The sequence below is a fragment of the Massilia psychrophila genome (assembly GCF_002760665.1).
Taxonomy (GTDB): domain Bacteria; phylum Pseudomonadota; class Gammaproteobacteria; order Burkholderiales; family Burkholderiaceae_D; genus JAFCUW01.
Map to the genome: position 1 here is coordinate 229076 of NZ_PDOB01000002.1, position 18482 is coordinate 247557.

Sequence of the window (18482 nt, forward strand, 5' to 3'; positions counted from 1 at the left end):
GCTTAACCCTGTCCCTTGGCCATCTTCAAACGCGCCGACGCCAGTATCTCGACGCATAGCGCTTCGTAGCCGATGCCGACCGCGCGCGCCGCCATCGGCACCAGCGAGTGACTGGTCATGCCCGGCGAGGTGTTCACCTCGAGCAGGAACGGCGCATTGTCGGCTGCGCGCAGCAGCACGTCGACCCGGCCCCAGCCCTCGCAACCGAGGGCGCGGTAGGCCTCGACGGCGATGCGTTCCATCTCGCCGGCGGTGGCCGGGTCGAGGTCGGCCGGGCAAAAATACTTGGTGTCGTCGGTAAAATACTTGTTCTGGTAATCGTAGTTCCCTTGCGGCGCGACGATCTCGACGATCGGCAGCGCGCGCGCCGTCTTGCCGCGGCCAAGCACGGCGACGGTGAACTCGCGGCCGCTGACGAATTCTTCGGCCAGCACCACTTCGTCAAATGTCGCGGCGAGCCGGTAGGCAGCCTGCATTTGGCTTGCGGCGCCGACCTTGGTGATGCCGATGGTCGAGCCTTCGAGCGGCGGCTTGACGATCAGCGGCAGGCCGAGGTCAAGCGCCACCCGCGCCAAGTCGGTGTCGTCGTCGAGAATGGCGTATTTCGGCGTCGGCAGGCCGCGCACGATCCAGATCATCTTGGTGGCGATCTTGTCCATGCCGACCGCGCTGGTCATCACGCCGCTGCCGGTGTACGGAATGCCGAGCTGCTCGAGCGCGCCCTGCAGGCTGCCGTCTTCGCCGAAACGCCCGTGCAGCGCGATGAACACCCGATCAAAACCTTCATCGGCCAGCTCGGCCAGGCTACGCAGCGCCGGGTCGAAGGCGTGGGCGTCGATACCGCGGCTTGACAAGGCGGCCAGCACGCCGGTACCGGACATGATCGACACCTCGCGTTCGGCGGAGCGGCCGCCGAACAGCACGCCGACCTTGCCGAAGGCCGCTGCATCGCTCGACGATGAAATTGGGGAAATAACGCTCACGTTCAAGCCTTTGAATAAGAAGTCAGTTGGGCGGGAATGCCGCTGATCGAGCCGGCGCCCATGGTGATGACGACGTCGCCGTCTTTGACCACGTTCATGATGGCTTCGCTCATGCTCGCGATCGATTCGACGAAGATCGGTTCGATCTTGCCGCCCACGCGCAGCGCGCGCGCAAGCGCGCGGCCGTCGGCGGCGGCGATATGGGCTTCGCCGGCGGGATAGACGTCGGCCAGCAGCAGCACGTCCGGCGTCGACAGCACCTTGACGAAGTCCTCGAACAGGTCGCGGGTGCGGGAAAAGCGGTGCGGCTGGAACGCCAGCACCAGCCGGCGGCCCGGGTAGGCACCGCGCGCGGCGGCCAGCGTCACGTCGGTTTCGACCGGATGGTGGCCGAAGTCGTCGACCAGTGCAAAACTTCCAGCGCTGCCGCCCCCGACCCCGGCAATCGCGATCTCGCCGTAGCGGGTGAAGCGGCGGCCGACGCCGTTAAAGCCGGCCAGGCCGCGCTGCGTGGCGTCGTCGTCGATGCCGATTTCACGCGCAATCGCAATCGCCGAGCACGCGTTGGCGACGTTGTGCATGCCTGGCTGGTTGAGGACGAAATCGGTGTCGGCGTAACCCTCCTGGACCACGGTGAAATGCATCTGCAGTCCGACCGCGCGGGCGTCCACCGCGCGTACCTGCGCCAGCGGGCTGAAACCGTAGGTGGTGATGGGCTTGGAAATGTGCGGGATGATCGCGCGCACGTGCTCGTCGTCGATGCACAGCATCGCGCGGCCGTAGAACGGCAGGCGTTGGGTGAAGTTGACGAAGGCCATCTTCAACTTGTCGAAGTCGTGCTCGTACGTTTCCATGTGATCGGCATCGATGTTGGTGATCACTTCGATCATCGGCGCCAGGTTGAGGAAAGACGCGTCCGATTCGTCGGCCTCGACGACGATGTAGTCGCCCGTGCCGAGCTTGGCGTTGGCGCCGGCGCTGTTGAGGCGCCCGCCGATCACGAACGTCGGATCGAGGCCGCCTTCGGCCAGTACCGAGGCGACCAGGCTGGTGGTGGTGGTCTTGCCGTGAGTGCCGGCAATGGCGATGCCGCGCTTGAGGCGCATCAATTCGCCCAGCATGATCGCGCGCGGCACGATCGGAATCATCGCACCGCGCGCGGCGATCACTTCCGGGTTCTGCTCGTTGACGGCGGTCGACGTCACCACCACGTCGGCGCCGGCCACGTTGGCCGCGTCGTGGCCCAGCAACACCCTGGCGCCGAGGCTTTCGAGGCGCACGGTGGCGGCGTTGCTGCCCAGGTCGGAACCGGAGACGACGTAGCCGAGGTTGAGCAGCACTTCGGCGATGCCGCTCATGCCGCTGCCGCCGATACCGACGAAATGGATGTTGTTGACCTTGTGTTTCATGTGTTCGTTCCCGCCAGATTAGTTTGCGACAAATTCGTTCCCGCCAGCTTTTCCAGGATTTCAGCGATCGCCTCGTTGGCGTCGCGTTTTCCCACCGCCTGCGCCGCGATCGCCATGTCGCGGCAGCCGGCGCGCGATAGCGCTGCAAGCCGCGCGGCCAGGCTCGCCGGGTTCAGTTCGCCCTGCGGCAGGTGGATCGCCGCCTGCTGCTGCGCCATCCACTGCGCGTTGTCGCGCTGGTGGCTGGTGGTGGCCGCGACGAACGGCACCAGCACGCTGGCTACGCCGGCCGCGGTCAGCTCGGAGATCGTGATCGCGCCGGCGCGGCAGATCACCAGGTCGGCTTTGGCGTAGGCCGCCGCCATGTCCTCGATGAAGTCGACCACGGTGGCATCGACGCCGGCATCCGCATACGACCTGGTAAGGGCCTCGATGTTCTTCTTGCCCGACTGGTGGACGACAAGCGGACGCTTCTGCGGCGCGATGAGCGCCAGCGCGGCCGGCACCGCGTCGTTGAGCGCCTTGGCGCCGAGGCTGCCGCCGACCACCAGGATGTTCAGCACGCCGTCACGGCCGTCGAAGCGCTTCTGCGGCGGCGTGACGTCGAGGATTTCCTTGCGCACCGGGTTGCCGGTGACGCTGGCCTTGCCGGCGGCGCGGCCGAAGTCGGCCGGGAAGCCGAACAGCACGCGTTGCGCCATCGGCGCCAGGATTTTGTTCGACAGCAGCAACGCGGCGTCGGCATTGACCAGCACCAGCGGGATGCGACGCAGGCGTGCCATCAATCCGCCCGGCACCGTGACGTAGCCGCCCATGCCGAGCACGACGTCGGGCCGGCGCCGCGCCATGATGCGCAGGCACGTGGCGAAACTGGCAGTCAGTTTGAAGGCGCCGGCCAGCGTGTGCTGCAGGCCCTTGCCGCGCATGCCGGTAAAGTCGATCGCGTCGATCGCGATGCCGTGTTTCGGCACGATGTCCTGCTCCATGCCGGTGGCGGTGCCCAGCCAGCTCACTTCCCAGCCGCGCGCGCGCATGGTCTGCGCGATCGCGATGCCGGGGAAGATATGGCCGCCGGTGCCGGCGGCCATGATCAGCAGGCGCTTCATGGGCGGCCTCCGCGCATCATCACGCGGTTCTCGTAATCGATGCGCAGCAGGATTGCCAGGCCGATGCAGTTGATGAAGACGCCGGTACCGCCATAGCTCATCAGGGGCAAGGTCAGGCCCTTGGTCGGCAACAGGCCCAGGTTCACGCCCATGTTGATGAAGGTTTGCACGCCGATCCAGATGCCGATGCCCTTGGCCGTCAGGCCGGCGAAGGTCTGGTCGATGGCGATGGCCTGGCGGCCGATGTCGAAGGCGCGCTTGACGAGCCAGTAGAACATCGCGATCACCACCAGCACGCCGGCCAGGCCCAGCTCCTCGCCGATCACGGCGAGCAGGAAATCGGTGTGCGCTTCGGGTAGATAGTGCAGTTTTTCGATGCTGCCGCCCAGGCCGACGCCAAACAGCTCGCCGCGCCCGAAGGCGATCAGGGAGTGGGTCAGCTGGTAGGCCTTGTTGAGCGCATTGTCTTCCTGCCACGGATCAAGGTAGGCGAACATGCGCGCGCGGCGAAACGGCGACAGCGCGATGATGGTACTGAAGATCAGCACCAGCAGCGCGCCGATACTGCCGAACCAGATGGCGTTGATTCCACCCAGGAACAGGATGCCCATGGCGATGCAGACGATCACGCCGAATGCGCCCAGGTCCGGCTCCAGCAGCAGCAGCAGGCCGACCAGACCGATCGCGCCGGCCATCGGCAGGAAGCCCTTGGTCAGCTTGTGCATGTATTCCTGCTTGCGCACCGTGTAGTCGGCCGCGTACAACACCGCCACCACCTTCATCACCTCGGACGGCTGCAGCCTGAAAAAAGCCACGCTGATCCAGCGCTTGCCGCCGTTGACGCTCACGCCCAGGCCGGGCACGAACACCAGCATCAGCAGCACCAGCGTGAACCCGAACAGCCATGGCGCGAGGCGCTGCCAGGTCGCTACCCTGACGCGGAACACGAACAGGCCAAAGAACAGCGAGACGCCGACGAAGATCGCCTGGCGCTGCAGAAAATAGGTGTTTTTGTAGGCGGCGAACTTGGGCGAATCCGGCAGCGAGATCGAGGCCGAATACACCATCACCATGCCGAACAGCATCAGCAGCACGGTAACCCATACCAGCGGCTGATCGTATTCCATCATCTTCGACACGCGCGAACGCGCTCCGGTGAGCGAATCGGACGACCCGCCGGAGAACTTGAACGGGAGCTGGAGGGCCATCAGATGTCCTGCCCTTTCGCCAGCGCGATGTCGCGCACGGCGTCGACGAATACTTGCGCGCGGTGGGCGTAACCGGTGAACATGTCGAAGCTGGCGCAGGCCGGCGACAGCAGCACCAGGTCGCCCGGCCGGGCCATCGCGCAAGCGCGCTGCACCGCGTCAAGCAGCGAATCGCAGTCGACCAGCAGGGTCCCGGACGGCTCGAGCGCGGCGCGCAGCTTGGGCGCGTCGCGTCCGATCAGCAGCACCGAGCGGACGTAGCGCGAGGCGGGTTCGGCCAGCGGCTCGAAATCCTGTCCCTTGCCGTCGCCGCCGGCGATCAGCACGATGCGTTTGGCAAAGGATGGGTCGCCTGCGCCGTCGCCGCCGAAGGCTTTGCCCAGGCCATTGATGGCCGCCGCGGTGGCGCCGACATTGGTGCCTTTGCTGTCGTCGAAATAGTCGACGCCGCCGACGTTGGCAACCAGTTCGACCCGGTGCGGCTCGCCCTTGTATTCGCGCAGGCCGTGCAGCAGGATCGACAGCGGCAGGCCGATGGCGCGGCACAGCGCCAGCGCGGCCAGCGCGTTGGTGGCGTTGTGCAGGCCGCGGATGTGCAGCGCGTCGGCCGGCATCAGGCGGTTGACGATCACGTCGGCCGGCTCGGCCGCTACCTGCTTCTTGCGTCTCTTTTCAGACGGCTCGCCCGCTGCCGCATTGGCCAGCCACAGCACGCCGCGCTCGCCGACCAGGCCGAAATCGTCGGCCGCAGTCGGGGCGCCGGTGCCGAAAGTGACGACCGGCGACGTGGTCGCGGCCATCGTCATCACGGCAGTGTCGTCGCGGTTAAGCACGCGCACCGTGCGGCGGCCGAAAATGCGCGACTTGTCGAAGGCGTACGATGCCATGTCGCCGTGCCAGTCAAGGTGGTCCTGGGTGATGTTCAGCACGGTGGCGGCGTCGGCTTCGAGGCTGAAGGTCGAATGCAGCTGGAAGCTCGACAACTCGAGCACCCACACCTGCGGCAGCGCATCGCCGGCGAGCGCCTCGCGCAGCACGTCGAGCGCGGCCGGGCTGATATTGCCGGCCAAAACGGTCGACAGGCCAGCACGCTGGCACAGCAGGCCGGTCAAACTGGTGACGGTGGTCTTGCCGTTGGTGCCGGTGATGGCGATCACTTTCGGCGCATAGCCGCGCTCGGCCTTGAGGTCGAGCAGGGCCTGGGCGAACAGTTCGATCTCGCCCCACACCGGGATGTTCAGCGCCCGCGCGCCCGGCACGATGGTGCGCAATTCGCGCTGCGGCGCCAGGCCCGGGCTGAGGGTGACGAAGTCGATCCCGGCCAGCAGCGCGTTGGAAAACTCGCCGCAAACGAACTCGACGCCCGGGACGGCGTCGCGCAACTGCTGCAGGCGCTGCGGCTCGGTACGGGTGTCGGCCACGCGCACGGTGGCGCCGCAGCCGGCCAGCCATTGCGCCATGGCCAGCCCGGACTCGCCCAGGCCCAGCACCAGTGCATGTTTGCCGGCGTAAGTCATTGGCGTCATTTGCGTCATTGGCGTCATTGGCGTCAAAAGCGTCATCAGCGTAGCTTCAGCGTGGACAGGCCGACCAGCACCAGCATCATCGTCACGATCCAGAATCGCACGACAACCTTGGTCTCTTTCATGCCCGTTTGTTCGAAGTGGTGGTGCAGCGGCGCCATTTTGAATACCCGCCGCCCGACGCCGTAGCGCCGCTTGGTGAACTTGAACCAGGCCACCTGGATGATCACCGACAGCGTCTCGGCGACGAACACGCCGCCCATGATGAACAGGACGATTTCCTGGCGCACGATGACGGCGATGGTGCCGAGCGCGCCGCCCAGCGCCAGCGCGCCGACGTCGCCCATGAACATCTGGGCCGGATGCGCGTTCCACCAAAGGAAAGCCAGGCCGGCGCCGGCCATCGCGCCGCAGAAGATCAGCAGTTCGCCGGCGCCCGGAATGTGCGGGATGAACAGGTAGCGCGAATAGGTGGCGCTGCCGGTCAGATAGGCGAACAGGCCGAGGGCCGAGCCGACCATCACGGTCGGCATGATCGCCAGGCCATCGAGGCCGTCAGTAAAATTGACCGCATTGCTGGTGCCGACGATGACGCAGTAAGTGAGCGCGATGAAGCCCCACACGCCGAGCGGATAGCTGATGGTTTTCACGAACGGCACGATCAGGTCGGCCTTCGGCGGCAACGCCATTGAGAAGCCGGAGCGCACCCACGCGTAGAACAGCTCCCACACCTTGGCGGTGGACGGCGCCGACACCGAAAACGCCAGGTACAGCGCCGCGGCAACGCCGATCAGCGACATCCAGAAGTATTTTTCGCCCGAGCGCATGCCTTCCGGGTCCTTGTGTACCACCTTGCGGTAGTCGTCGGCCCAGCCGACCGCGCCGAAACCGAGGGTGACGACCAGCACCGGCCAGATCAGGCGGTTCGAGAAATCGCACCACAGGAACGTCGAAATGCCGATCGAGATGATGATCAGGACGCCGCCCATGGTCGGGGTGCCGTGCTTGGCCAGGTGCGACTCCGGGCCGTAGGTGCGCACCGCCTGGCCGACCTTCATGCGGGTCAGCCAGCGGATCACGAAAGGACCGAAGCCCAGGCCGATTAATGCCGCGGTAATGGTGGCGAACACCGCGCGGAACGTGATGAAATTAAAAATACGCAGCGGACCTAAATCCTGCTGAAAAAATTGTGCGAGCCAGAGCAGCATGTCAGTGGGCTTCCTTGCTAGTGTTTTGTGATCCAAGCAGGTGTCGGACCACGCGTTCCATCTTCATGAAACGCGAGCCCTTCACCAACACAGTCGCGTCAGATTTGCTACCCAATGCAGTATCGAGTGCCGCCAATAATTCGTCGAGCTGTTCAAAATGTTGTACGCCGGCGCCGTGCGCGCCGATCATATGGCGCGTCAATTCGCCCGTCACCAGCACCCGTTCGATGCCGCTGGCCACGGCGTAGGCGGCGATTTCTTCGTGAAACTGCCGGCCCTGAGTGCCGACTTCGCCCATGTCGCCCAGCACCAGCAGGCGCGGCGCGCCCGCTTGCGCCAGCACGTCGATGGCGGCGCGGACCGAATCGGGGTTCGCATTGTAGCTGTCATCGATAATCGATGCCCCGCTCACAGCCCTATTGTGCTGCAGTCTGCCGCCCACCGGCGCGAACGCTTCGAGCCCGCGCACGATGGCGTCCGGTTTGATGCCGGCCGCCGTCGCGCAGGCGATCGCCGCCAACGCGTTGCGCACGTTGTGGATGCCGGCGGCAGCCAGCTTGATGTTGAACTGCTGCTGGGCGCCGTCGATGCGTACCGTCACCGCCAGTTCGCTGCCGAAGCCGCTTGCCTGGTGGCTGCAGCTGACGTTGGCGCCGGCGTCCAGTCCAAAAGTAAAACTGCGGCAAATGCCGGCCAGGTCCGCCCACAACGGGGTGTAGACGTCGTCGGCCGGGTAGACCGCAACGCCGTTTGACGGCAGTGCGGCCAGCACGGCGCCGTTTTCGAGCGCGACCGCTTCCACCGTGTGCATGAATTCCTGGTGTTCGCGCTGGGCGTTGTTGACCAGGCCGATGGTCGGCGCGGCGATCGCCGCCAGGCGCGCGATCTCACCCGGATGGTTCATGCCCAGTTCGACCACCGCTGCCCGGTGTGCGCCGTGCAGGCGCATTAGCGTCAGCGGCACGCCGATCTCGTTATTGAGGTTGCCGAGGGTGGCCAGGCGGGCGTCTTCGCCGTACTGCGCGGCCAGGATCGCCGCGATCATTTCCTTGACCGTGGTCTTGCCGTTGCTGCCGGCGACAGCGATGAGCGGAATGGAAAATTTCGCGCGCCAGAAGTGGCCGGCCTGGCCGAGCGCGGTCAAGGTATCGGGCACGATGATGGCCGGCAGCGTCCAGCCTGGCGGCAGCTGCTCCGCAATCACCGCCGCCACCGTGTTTTCGACCAACTGCGGCAGGAAGTCGTGGCCGTCGAAATGCTCGCCGCGCAGGGCGACGAACAGTGCGCCCGGCAGCACGTTGCGGCTATCGGTGGTGACGCCTTCGAACAGCGTGTCGTCCGCCGTCGTCAAGCGGGCACCGGTCAGCGCCAGCGCCAGTTGTGCCAGTGTTGCGCGCATCAATTCGTCCTCATCTTGGTAACGCGCGCGGCCAGTGCCAGCGCGGCATGGTCGGCGTCGGAAAACGGCATCTTGCGGCCCTTGATTTCCTGGTACGGCTCGTGGCCCTTGCCGGCCAGCAGGATCACGTCCGCTTTGGCGGCGTGCTTGACGGCCGACAAGATTGCGGCGGCGCGGTCTTCGATGGCCTGGAAGTTCGACCCCGGGCGCGACGGCTGCATGCCGGCGACGATGGCGGCGATGATCGCTTGCGGCTCTTCGCCGCGCGGATTGTCGCTGGTGACGAGCACGTGCTCGGCGATCTGGGCAATGGCGCCCATCTGCGGCCGCTTGCCCGGATCGCGCTCGCCGCCGCAGCCGAACACGCACCACAGCTGGCCGCCGCGCTCGCGGGCCACCTGGCGCAACGCCAGCAGCGTCTTTTCGAGCGCGTCCGGCGTGTGGGCGTAGTCGATTACCACCATCGGCGCATCCTGACCGCCAACCTGCTGCATGCGCCCCGGCGCCGGCGTCAACGCTTCGATGGCGTCGACGGCAGCGCGCAGCGCCACGCCCTTGGCCATCAAGGCGCCCAGCACCGCCAGCACGTTGCTGATGTTGAAAAGGCCGACCAGCTGCGTCTTGATGGTGGCGGCGCCGTACGCCGACTCGAGGTGGAAATCGGTGCCCGAATGGCGGCTGCGGCATTGCGAGGCGCGCAGCATGGCGACGCCAGGCATGTCCGGTTGCACTGCCGCGTCCTGCAAGGTGTAGCCGATCAGCGCGGGCGCCTCGCCCTCGCCCAGGCCCGCTGTTGCCTGCAACCGTGTCAGCAGGCGCAGGCCGGCCGCGTCGTCGAGGTTCAGCACGGCCGTCTTCAAACCCGGCCACTCGAACAGCTTGCCCTTGGCCGCTTCGTAGCGCGCCATGTCGCCATGGTAGTCGAGATGGTCGCGCGTCAGGTTGGTAAACAGCGCGACGTCGAAATGCATGCCCAGCGCGCGGCCCTGTTCGAGGCCGATCGACGACACCTCGATAGCCAGCGCGTTGGCGCCGGCGCTCTTCATGGCGGCCAGTTTACCGGCCAGCAGCACCGCGTCGGGGGTGGTGTAGCCGGTGACGTCGAATTGCGCTTCGCTGCGCCCCTTGAACAGGCCCACGCCCAGCGTGCCGATCACCGCCGTCGGGCTGCCCAGGCGCGCCATCGCCTGGCCGAACCACAGCGCGCACGAGGTCTTGCCGTTGGTACCGGTGACGCCGACGGTAAACATCGCCGCATCGGGCATGGCGTAAAAGGCATGGGCGATCGGGCCGGCAGCCTGTTTCAGACCCGCAACAGCGAAGTGCGGCACCGCTCGGGCTGAGTCCAAGGCCGCGTCCCAGGCAAAACCGGCAGGATCGAAAACGACTGCCGCCGCGCCCTGCGCGATGGCGGCGCCGATATAGGCGCGGCCGTCGCCGGCTGCGCCCGGATAGGCGAAAAATACGTCGCCTGGCTTGACCAGGCGCGAATCGGATGCAAGCCGGCCTTGCGGCGCGGCCTGGCGAATCGACTGGCTGATGTCTCGAATTGCACTGATGTCGATCATGGCATCCATCGTTACTCCTCCAGCGGATGTTCGGGGATGATGATCTCCGTCACCGTCGAGTCAGGCGGCACGTTGGCCGCGCGCAGCGCGTTCGCCGCCAGCGCCGCGAACGTCGGCGCCGCCACGCCGCCGCCGGTATGGACGGCGCCGCTCGGCTCATCGACCATGACGGCGATGATGAAGCGCGGGTTCGACATCGGCGCGATGCCGGCGAAGGAGCCGATGTACTTGGTCTGCGAATAGCGGCCGTTGACGAGTTTTTGCGCAGTGCCGGTCTTGCCGCCGACCCGGTAGCCAGGCACCTGGGCCCGGGACGCGGTGCCGCCGGGGCCGACCACGGTCTCCAGCATGACGCGTATTTCGGCGGCGGTCTTGGCCGAAATGACCTGCTGACCGACCGGCTTTTCCGTCACCTTCTGGAACGACAGCGGGATGATGTCGCCGTCGCGCGCGAAGATCATGTAGGACCGTGCCAGCTGCAGCAGCGACACCGAGATGCCGTGGCCGAACGCCATGTTGGCCTGCTCGACCGGACGCCAGGCTTTGTGAGGGCGCACGCGGCCGGCCACCGCGCCCGGAAAGCCGAAGCGCGGCGCCTGGCCAAAGCCCGACTTGGTAAACATTTCCCACATTTCCTGCGGCGGCATCGCCAACGCCATTTTCGACATGCCGATGTTGGACGACTTCTGGATGATGGTGGTGACGTCGATTACGCCGTGCGGGTGCGTATCGCGGATGGTACGGTCGCCGATGACGAAACGCCCGCTGGTGGTGGTGTCGAACAGGGTATTCGGGGTCACCCGTTTGGTCTCGAGCGCCAGCGCCACCGTGAACGGCTTGAGGGTGGAACCTGGTTCGAACGTGTCGGTGATGACGCGGTTGCGCAGCTGCTCGCCGGTCAGCTTGCTGCGGTCGTTCGGATTGTAGGTCGGCCAGTTGGCCAGCGCCAGTACTTCGCCGGTGTGCACGTCGAGCACCACCGCGGCGCCGGCCTTGGCGTTAAATTTCTGCACCGCTTCCTTGATGCTGGTGTACGCGATGTACTGCAGCTTGCTGTCGACCGACAAGGTCAGGTCGCGGCCGTCGTGCGGCTCCTTCGACAGGCCGACGTCTTCGACGATGCGGCCAAGACGGTCCTTGATCACGCGGCGGCTGCCGGTGGCGCCCACCAGTGTCTTCTGCTGCGCCAGTTCCATGCTTTCCTGGCCGACGTCTTCGACGTTGGTAAAGCCCACCAGGTGGGTCATCACTTCGCCCTGCGGATAGAAGCGCTTGTATTCCTTGCGGGTGTCGAGGCCGTCGATGTCGAGCTGGTCGATCTGGTCGATGACGTCCATCTCGACCTGGCGCTTGAGGTAGACGAAGGTGCGGTCGGAGTCGAGCTTTTTGCGCAGATCCGCTTCCGGCATTTCCAGCAGTTTCGCCAGCGCGCGCAGCTTGGCCGGCGGCTCTGCCAGCACGTCGTCGGGAATCGCCCATACCGCCTTGACCGGCAGCGACGACGCCAGCACCTGGCCGTTGCGGTCCATGATCTTGCCGCGTGTGGCCGGCAGCTCGAGCACGCGCTCGTAGCGGCTCTTGCCCTGCTGCTGGAGGAAGCTGGTCGACATCGCCTGCAGCCACAGCGCGCGCCCGGCCAGCGCGGCGAACGCGGCAAACAGCGCGAACAGCACCACGCGCGAACGCCAGGTCGGCAGGCGTACCGCCAGCACCGGGCTTTTCGAAAACGCCACCCCTTTCGAAGCGGCCACACGCGGGGCGGCCATCCGCGCGCCGTTGCCGGTGCGCTTCATTTGGCCGCTTCCGTCAGGTACTGGGTGCGGGCGGGCGTCAGCGGCGTCATGTTCAGCTCGGTGCGGGCAATCTGTTCGATGCGGGCGTTCTTGCCCAGAGTCGATTGGTCGAGCTGGAGCTGGGCCCAGTCGATGTCGAGCTGGCGCGCCTGCTGCTGGATGATCTCGAGGTCGCTGAACAGGTGGCGCGCCTGGTACTGGCCCTTGACCACCGACAGCGCGCACACCACCAGCGCCGCCGACAGCACGATGTTGATCTTGCCGTTCATCGGGCGCCTTTTGCCGCGCTTGGGCCAGCAGGCAGCCGCTCGGCCACGCGCATCACGGCCGAACGCGCGCGCGGGTTGAGTGCCACTTCCTGGTCCGACGGCTTCATCTTGGCGACCAGTTTCATCAAAGGCTGCGGCAGGTCGACCGCGCGGATCGGCAGGCGGCGGTCCGGCTGCTCGACCTTGACCTTGCTGGCGAAAAATTGCTTGACGATGCGGTCTTCCAGCGAATGAAAGCTGATGACGGCCATCCGCGCGCCGGGCGCGAGCATGGCGTAGGCTTCGCTCAAGCCTGCCGCAAGGTCTTCAAGCTCCTGATTAATGAAAATCCGGATAGCCTGAAAGGTACGGGTGGCCGGATCCTTGCCCTTTTCCCGTGTTTTGACCGCGCTTGCCACGATACCGGCAAGCTGTCGTGTGCTTGAAATTGGCTCGACTGCCCGGCGAGCAACAATCGCCTTTGCAATCTGAAAAGCAAACCGTTCTTCTCCATAATTGCGTATTACCTTTTCCAGTTGTTGTTCAGTCTCGATCGCCAGCCATTGCGCCGCCGACATGCCGCGCGTGGTATCCATCCGCATGTCGAGCGGCCCGTCGTTGCGAAAACTGAAACCGCGCGCGGCGTCATCGACTTGCGGCGACGAGATGCCGAGGTCGAGCAGGATGCCGTCGACATGCAACACGCCGCGCGCGGCCAGCGCGGTGCGCATGGTAGCAAAGCTGTCGTGGATGATGGCAAAGCGCGGATCGTCGATGCGGGCAGCGGTGGCGATCGCCTGCAAGTCCTTGTCGAAGCCGAACAGGCGTGCGCCGGCGCCCAGCCGAGATAGCAGCAGGCGGCTGTGGCCGCCACGCCCGAAGGTGCCGTCTATATAGACGCCGTCAGCGCGCGCGCCGCCAACATCGAGGGCATCGACCGCTTCGTCCAGCAGCACCGTCCGATGCGCAAATTCAGGCATCGCCACATTCGTCATCGTGGCCGCCTCAGAAAGAAAAGTTGGAGAGTACATCGGGCATGCCGCCGGCAACCGCTTCCTGCTCGTTGTCGTTCAGCTTGGCGGCATCCCAGATTTCGAAGTGCGAACCCATGCCCAGCAACATCACGTCCTTGGCCAAGCCGACGGCGGCGCGCAGCTCCGGCGAAATCAGGATGCGGCCGGCCGAATCCATCTCGACGTCGCAGGCATTACCGAGGAAAATGCGCTGCCAGGCACGGGCCGACATCGGCCACGCCGAGATCTGCTCGCGGTGCGATTCCCACACCGGGCGCGGAAAAAACAGCAGGCAGCCATGCGGATGACGGGTCAAGGTGAGGCGACCCTCGCACTGGACGGCGAGCGCGTCACGGTGCCTGGCAGGGATCGACATCCTGCCTTTTGCATCGAGATTGATTGCGGACGCGCCTTGAAACACGATAGGGACCCTGGGTTGGAGTTGGATAAATCGGCTGAGTAGGAAGCTGCGGGCTTGCATTTCCTCCCACAAAACTGCACTTTTTCACACTGTCGCCCACTTTAGAGGAAGCAATAACAAGGGTCAAGCGGTTTCCGCCAAGAAAATGGGAAATTACTAATGAAGTCAATGACTTAGCGCACTTCCCTGAAGTAGCGTAAAGTAAAAATACGTCGACAAATTAGGTACTTATAAAAGACAGTGAATGTGGCTTCTCATCTGTACGCATGGGTATTTGCTCTTTGATCTGAATCAAAATAAATGTCTCAACTCCAATTTCTGCGACATGCGACGCGCACGCCACAGGATTGCGCGCCCCGGCAGTCCGGCGTAGGATTGACGCCAGGGCCAAGCGTTTCGACAGCGCCGCGACAGCGATTTTTTCCTGGCCCGCGAGTTCCTTGAGGAGACCATCGTGAGCATCACCCTGGCCCGCACCCGTGCGTTGTACGACCTGGCCAGCGTCCAGGGCGCGCTCGAGCGCAGCAAAGGCCGCTCCCCCGAGCTCGAGGCGTTCTACGAGCGCATGCTCGACACCGGCGCCGAGCGCTTCGTCACCACCCCTTCCTCCACCGCGGCGCTGGCGCCGCTAGCCGAAAACTGTCCCAATTTCGGTGAAGTGCTGGGCGACCTGACGCGCTACCTGGGTCTGGCCCACGCCGGCGACGGCGGCTTCAACGTGATGCCGATCCTGCTGCTGGGCGACCCGGGGGTCGGCAAGACCCACTTCGCGCGCGGTCTTGCCAAGGTGATGCAGACCGAGTTTGAACTCATCAGCATGAACGCACTGTCGGCCGGCTTCGTCATCACCGGCAGCTCGGCCAGCTGGAAAGGGGCGAAATGCGGCAAGGTGGCCGAGCGGCTGGTGCGTGGCCAATATGCCAACCCGGTGGTGCTGCTCGATGAAGTCGAAAAAGCCAGCGGATCGTCGCAGTCGGACCCGCTGGCGGCGTTGTATCAACTGCTCGAGCCGGAAACCTCGCGCGCCTTTCGCGACGAATTCATCGACGTCGAGATTGACGCCAGCCAGATTTTCTGGGTGCTGACAGCCAACAGCACCGACGGCATCCCCGCCCCACTGCTCAACCGCATGGCGGTGTACGAGGTGCCCAAGCCGACCTTTGAGCAAGCCGCCGGCATCGCCCAGCGCATCTACCGCGGCTTGCTGGCCGAACTGCGGCTGAGGAAATTCGCGCCCAATTTAGGCGCCGCCGTGATCGACCGGCTGGCCCCGGTGTCGCCGCGCGACATGCGCAAAAACCTGCTCGACGGCCTGGGCTACGCGGTGGCGGCGGGGCGCGATGACGTCAAGGTCGAAGACATTCGTATCAAGCCCGGCCCGGGCAAGGCGCGGATCGGGTTTTGAGCGGGTTTAACACAAGACTGCCGCCCAAGTTTCAGACCGAAGGCAACGCCCAGCCACGCGAGCGCTCCACCGCACGCGCCCACGTCGCCAGCAAATCTTCGCGCCGGTCGGCCGATATCGCCGGATCGAACTGGCGCTCGGCCTGCCACTGGGCAGCAATTTCCTCCCGCGATTGCCAGAATCCGAGCGCCAGGCCGGCCAGCCAGGCCGCGCCGAGCGCCGTCGTTTCCGTCACCGTCGGCCTCACCACCGGCACGCCGAGCAAATCGGCCTGGAACTGCATCAGTAAATCGTTGCGCGCGGCGCCGCCGTCGGCCCGCACCTCGAGCACCGGGCAGGCGGCGTCTTTTTGCATTGCCTGCAACACTTCCGCGCTTTGGTAGGCGATCGCTTCCAGCGCGGCGCGGGCGATGTGGCCGCGGCCGCTGCCGCGCGTCATGCCGACCAGGGTGCCGCGGGCGTACGGATCCCAGTGCGGCGCGCCTAAACCGGCAAACGCCGGCACCAGGAACACGCCGCCATTGTCGGGCACGCTCTGCGCGAGCGCTTCGACGTCGGCCGAGCGCTCGATGATGCCCAGGCCATCGCGCAGCCACTGCACCGTGGCGCCGCCCATGAAGACGCTGCCCTCCAACAGGTAATCTGTGCGATCGGCGCTGGCGCCGCCTATGCGCCAGCCGACGGTTGCCAGCAGCCGGTTGCGCGACGCCACCGGCCGCACGCCCGCGTTCATCAGCATGAAGCAGCCGGTGCCGTAGGTATTTTTTACCATGCCCGGGCGATGGCAGGCCTGGCCGAAGGTGGCCGCTTGCTGGTCGCCGGCAATGCCGGCCACCGGGATCGGCTGGCCGAACCACGCAAGGTCGCAAAAACCCACCACTTCCGCGCTGCTTACGACCTGCGGCAATACCGCCGGTGGAATATCGAACAGCGCCAGCAGGCTGGCATCCCAGCACAGGTCGTGGATATTAAAAAGCATGGTGCGCGAAGCGTTGCCAACGTCCGTCACGTGGCGTCCGGTCAGCTTGAACACCAGATAGCTGTCGACCGTGCCAAAGGCCAGTTCGCCGCGCTCGGCGCGCCGGCGCGCACCGGGCACGTTATCGAGCAGCCAGGCCAGCTTGGTGGCGGAAAAATAGGCGTCCAGTTCGAGCCCGGTGATATGCCCGATCAGGCCGGCATGGCCTTGGGCGCGCAGGCGCTCGCAAGCGTCGGCCGTGCGGCGGTCCTGCCAGACGATGGCCGGCGCTACGGCCAAGCCGGTGGCGCGGTCCCACAGCACGGTCGTTTCGCGCTGGTTGGCGATGCCGATGCCGGCCACCTGGGCAGCCGCCACGCCGGTATCCTGAAGCACCCGGCGCGCGCAAGCGAGCTGGCTGTTCCAGATGTCGATGGGGTCGTGTTCGACCCATCCCGGCTGCGGAAAATGTTGAGGAAATTCCTGCTGAACGCTGCCGCATAACCGCCCGTCCCGGTCGAACAGGACCGCGCGCGAACTGGTGGTGCCCTGGTCGAGGGCGAGGATGTATTGTTTCAAGCGCTGTTTCATGCGCAACCCCGCAGTGGCCCGCGAGCGCCCCCCGGGGTCGTATATTCAGAAGTGAAGCAGGCCGATAGGCCGGATTTTGTTACGGCGGTTGCCCTTGCGAACACCCGCTATGACAGCCATTCCTCTAGGCGCAGAATTACTCCTGCGCTCAAGCTCCCTACCCGCACGCTCCGCGAGCCGCCTCAACGCGTGCCTATTTGGGATTGCTCCAGGTGGAGGTTACCGCGTTTCACCGTAACTTAATACGCTCGTCTCTGTGGCCCTGTTCCTCGCCTTATACCTTGCGGCTTTCGGCGGACGGCCATTAACCGTCACCCTGCTCTATGGAGTCCGGACCTTCCTCCCGCCGACGCATTACGCGCCAGCCAGCGACTGTCTTGGCCTGCATCACGGCATGATTATAGCGCGCAATAGCAGGGAGCACCGCGAAAACCCGCCACAGTCGGGCCGCGACTGCCTGACCGGGTGAAACGCCTAGTGAATGGAAGCCAAAATCGATTCGAGGTTTTCCATATCGACCGGCTTGACCATATGATGGTCGACACCGGCAGCCAGGGCCCGATTGCGGTCACTCTCCTGTCCATAGCCGGTGATTGCAATTAACATCGCGTTGGCAGTGCGAGGGTCGCTGCGCAGCCGTCTGGCGAGCTCGTTCCCATCCATTTCCGGCAGCCCGATATCGATCAGGCAAACTTGCGGCCCTGACTGCCGCGCGCGCTCGAGCGCCAAAACTGAGCGATGTTCGACCAGCACATGATGGCCGGCAGTGTGCAGGTACAACTCGAGCATTGCCGCGGCGTCGACATTGTCGTCCACTACCAGAACGCGCAACGCCGTGAGTGGCGCTGTGGCCACCACGTCCGCTTGCGGCAACGCATGACCGATGCTGTCGTGGTGTAGCCGGGGCAAGCGCACCGTAAAGGTGCTGCCTGCGCCGATTCCCGGACTGTGGCAGCTGACCGATCCGGCATGAAGTTCGACCAGGCTTTTGACCAGCGACAGTCCCCGCCCCAGCCCGCCCGACGACCGGTCGGAAGTGCGCTCGGCTTGCGTGAAAAGTTCAAATGCGCGGCACGCCAGCTCCGGCGCCATGCCAACGCCGTTGTCGCTGATGGCGATCAGGATGGTCGATTCATCCACGCTGATGTGCAGCCTGATGGCACCGCCTTCGTTGGTGTATTTCGCCGAGTTATTGAGGATGTTCGCAACGACCTGGACCAGTCGCTGCTGGTCGCCCATGACCGTCGTTGCATTGTCAGGCATGTCCAACGTCAGGTGGTGGCGTCGCGCCTGCGGAATGTGTCAATCACTTTGAGACAATAAAATTGATGAGTTTAGTGTCTAATTCTCTGTATTTCCCCCGCTTTCCGGTGCCGGTTTTGGCATGTTAATGCCGGCCACAGTTGGCAATGCGGGCGGGCGTGGCTGCCGATGTTTGAATCGGTTGGGATGGCGTATAAAGGCGTCTTGCAAAACGATTGCGCGCTGATCGTAGATCGCGGTAGCAACGCCTGCGTGCATTGCCGCCGGCGTCACGTAGCCGATGCCGGAGTGGCGATGTTCGTTGTTATACCAGGCGAAGAACGTTTGGCAGAAGGATCGTGCCTCCTCGATCGACTGGAACCGGGCCGGGAAGCTGGGTCGGTATT

At 65.0% G+C, this 18482-nt stretch carries 16 protein-coding genes and 1 other RNA gene; 1 reads left to right on the top strand and 16 read right to left on the bottom strand.

Translation table 11 applies throughout. The annotated features are described in order from the left end of the window. Nucleotides 1-2: 2 nt before the first annotated feature. From CR103_RS02855 to mraZ, 12 genes are read right to left on the bottom strand one after another with little or no spacing between them, the layout of a single operon-like run. On the bottom strand, nt 3-989 hold the full coding sequence (locus CR103_RS02855; protein WP_370659413.1) for a D-alanine--D-alanine ligase: 987 nt from the start codon (nt 987-989) through the stop codon (nt 3-5). Beyond that, nucleotides 986-2392, bottom strand: a complete 1407-nt coding sequence (gene murC, locus CR103_RS02860) for a UDP-N-acetylmuramate--L-alanine ligase (RefSeq protein WP_099914498.1) — start codon at nt 2390-2392, stop codon at nt 986-988. Before murC ends, CR103_RS02855 begins: the two co-directional genes overlap by 4 nt. Then, nucleotides 2389-3498, bottom strand: a complete 1110-nt coding sequence (gene murG / locus CR103_RS02865) for an undecaprenyldiphospho-muramoylpentapeptide beta-N-acetylglucosaminyltransferase (RefSeq protein ID WP_099914499.1) — start codon at nt 3496-3498, stop codon at nt 2389-2391. The genes murC and murG overlap by 4 nt, the downstream gene beginning before the upstream one ends. Beyond that, the gene (ftsW, locus tag CR103_RS02870) at nt 3495-4706 is read right to left on the bottom strand and encodes a putative lipid II flippase FtsW (protein ID WP_099914500.1); all 1212 of its coding nucleotides are present in this window, start codon (nt 4704-4706) and stop codon (nt 3495-3497) included. The genes murG and ftsW overlap by 4 nt, the downstream gene beginning before the upstream one ends. Next, nucleotides 4706-6223, bottom strand: coding sequence for a UDP-N-acetylmuramoyl-L-alanine--D-glutamate ligase (gene murD, locus CR103_RS02875; protein WP_099914523.1), 1518 nt, complete (start codon nt 6221-6223; stop codon nt 4706-4708). The genes ftsW and murD overlap by 1 nt, the downstream gene beginning before the upstream one ends. A 44-nt stretch (nt 6224-6267) precedes the next feature. Continuing rightward, nucleotides 6268-7437, bottom strand: coding sequence for a phospho-N-acetylmuramoyl-pentapeptide-transferase (gene mraY, locus CR103_RS02880; RefSeq protein ID WP_099914501.1), 1170 nt, complete (start codon nt 7435-7437; stop codon nt 6268-6270). Between the two features lies 1 nt (nt 7438). Further along, entirely contained in the window at nt 7439-8836 is a 1398-nt protein-coding gene (locus CR103_RS02885; RefSeq protein ID WP_099914502.1) for a UDP-N-acetylmuramoyl-tripeptide--D-alanyl-D-alanine ligase, read from the bottom strand. Continuing rightward, on the bottom strand, nt 8836-10413 hold the full coding sequence (locus CR103_RS02890) for a UDP-N-acetylmuramoyl-L-alanyl-D-glutamate--2,6-diaminopimelate ligase (RefSeq protein ID WP_370659414.1): 1578 nt from the start codon (nt 10411-10413) through the stop codon (nt 8836-8838). The genes CR103_RS02885 and CR103_RS02890 overlap by 1 nt, the downstream gene beginning before the upstream one ends. A 2-nt stretch (nt 10414-10415) precedes the next feature. After that, nucleotides 10416-12197 (bottom strand): peptidoglycan D,D-transpeptidase FtsI family protein, encoded by a 1782-nt coding sequence (locus tag CR103_RS02895; RefSeq protein ID WP_099914503.1) that lies wholly within the window; start codon nt 12195-12197, stop codon nt 10416-10418. Further along, nucleotides 12194-12466 (bottom strand): cell division protein FtsL, encoded by a 273-nt coding sequence (gene ftsL / locus CR103_RS02900; protein WP_099914504.1) that lies wholly within the window; start codon nt 12464-12466, stop codon nt 12194-12196. Before ftsL ends, CR103_RS02895 begins: the two co-directional genes overlap by 4 nt. After that, the gene (gene rsmH / locus CR103_RS02905) at nt 12463-13425 is read right to left on the bottom strand and encodes a 16S rRNA (cytosine(1402)-N(4))-methyltransferase RsmH (protein WP_370659415.1); all 963 of its coding nucleotides are present in this window, start codon (nt 13423-13425) and stop codon (nt 12463-12465) included. The genes ftsL and rsmH overlap by 4 nt, the downstream gene beginning before the upstream one ends. A gap of 25 nt (nt 13426-13450) precedes the next feature. Continuing rightward, a complete protein-coding gene (gene mraZ / locus CR103_RS02910) occupies nt 13451-13879 on the bottom strand; it encodes a division/cell wall cluster transcriptional repressor MraZ (protein WP_099914506.1) in 429 nt (142 codons plus the stop codon). Between the two features lie 454 nt (nt 13880-14333). On the opposite strand from mraZ, the gene CR103_RS02915 reads away from it, so the two are divergent. Continuing rightward, a complete protein-coding gene (locus CR103_RS02915; protein ID WP_099914507.1) occupies nt 14334-15284 on the top strand; it encodes an AAA family ATPase in 951 nt (316 codons plus the stop codon). A gap of 31 nt (nt 15285-15315) precedes the next feature. On the opposite strand, the gene glpK is transcribed toward CR103_RS02915, so the two are convergent. The 4 genes from glpK to CR103_RS24040 form a co-directional block, all read right to left on the bottom strand. Further along, a complete protein-coding gene (gene glpK, locus CR103_RS02920) occupies nt 15316-16821 on the bottom strand; it encodes a glycerol kinase GlpK (RefSeq protein WP_099914525.1) in 1506 nt (501 codons plus the stop codon). 61 nt (nt 16822-16882) lie between these two features. Further along, nucleotides 16883-17222, bottom strand: an RNA gene (gene rnpB / locus CR103_RS02925) — RNase P RNA component class A. 85 nt (nt 17223-17307) lie between these two features. Further along, a complete protein-coding gene (locus CR103_RS02930; RefSeq protein WP_143752501.1) occupies nt 17308-18096 on the bottom strand; it encodes a hybrid sensor histidine kinase/response regulator in 789 nt (262 codons plus the stop codon). Between the two features lie 78 nt (nt 18097-18174). Beyond that, the coding region (locus tag CR103_RS24040) for an integrase core domain-containing protein (protein ID WP_143752502.1) at nt 18175-18482 on the bottom strand (308 nt) is incomplete at its 5' end.

What these genes read in the sequence shown, in the direction of transcription:
- CR103_RS02890 (WP_370659414.1), bottom strand. Translation starts at nt 10,413, where the DNA reads ATGGATGCCATGATCGACATCAGTGCAATTCGAGACATCAGCCAGTCG.
- murG (WP_099914499.1), bottom strand. Translation starts at nt 3,498, where the DNA reads ATGAAGCGCCTGCTGATCATGGCCGCCGGCACCGGCGGCCATATCTTC.
- CR103_RS02895 (WP_099914503.1), bottom strand. Translation starts at nt 12,197, where the DNA reads ATGAAGCGCACCGGCAACGGCGCGCGGATGGCCGCCCCGCGTGTGGCC.
- ftsW (WP_099914500.1), bottom strand. Translation starts at nt 4,706, where the DNA reads ATGGCCCTCCAGCTCCCGTTCAAGTTCTCCGGCGGGTCGTCCGATTCG.
- ftsL (WP_099914504.1), bottom strand. Translation starts at nt 12,466, where the DNA reads ATGAACGGCAAGATCAACATCGTGCTGTCGGCGGCGCTGGTGGTGTGC.
- murD (WP_099914523.1), bottom strand. Translation starts at nt 6,223, where the DNA reads ATGACTTACGCCGGCAAACATGCACTGGTGCTGGGCCTGGGCGAGTCC.
- rsmH (WP_370659415.1), bottom strand. Translation starts at nt 13,425, where the DNA reads ATGCCTGAATTTGCGCATCGGACGGTGCTGCTGGACGAAGCGGTCGAT.
- CR103_RS02930 (WP_143752501.1), bottom strand. Translation starts at nt 18,096, where the DNA reads ATGCCTGACAATGCAACGACGGTCATGGGCGACCAGCAGCGACTGGTC.
- mraY (WP_099914501.1), bottom strand. Translation starts at nt 7,437, where the DNA reads ATGCTGCTCTGGCTCGCACAATTTTTTCAGCAGGATTTAGGTCCGCTG.
- murC (WP_099914498.1), bottom strand. Translation starts at nt 2,392, where the DNA reads ATGAAACACAAGGTCAACAACATCCATTTCGTCGGTATCGGCGGCAGC.
- CR103_RS02885 (WP_099914502.1), bottom strand. Translation starts at nt 8,836, where the DNA reads ATGCGCGCAACACTGGCACAACTGGCGCTGGCGCTGACCGGTGCCCGC.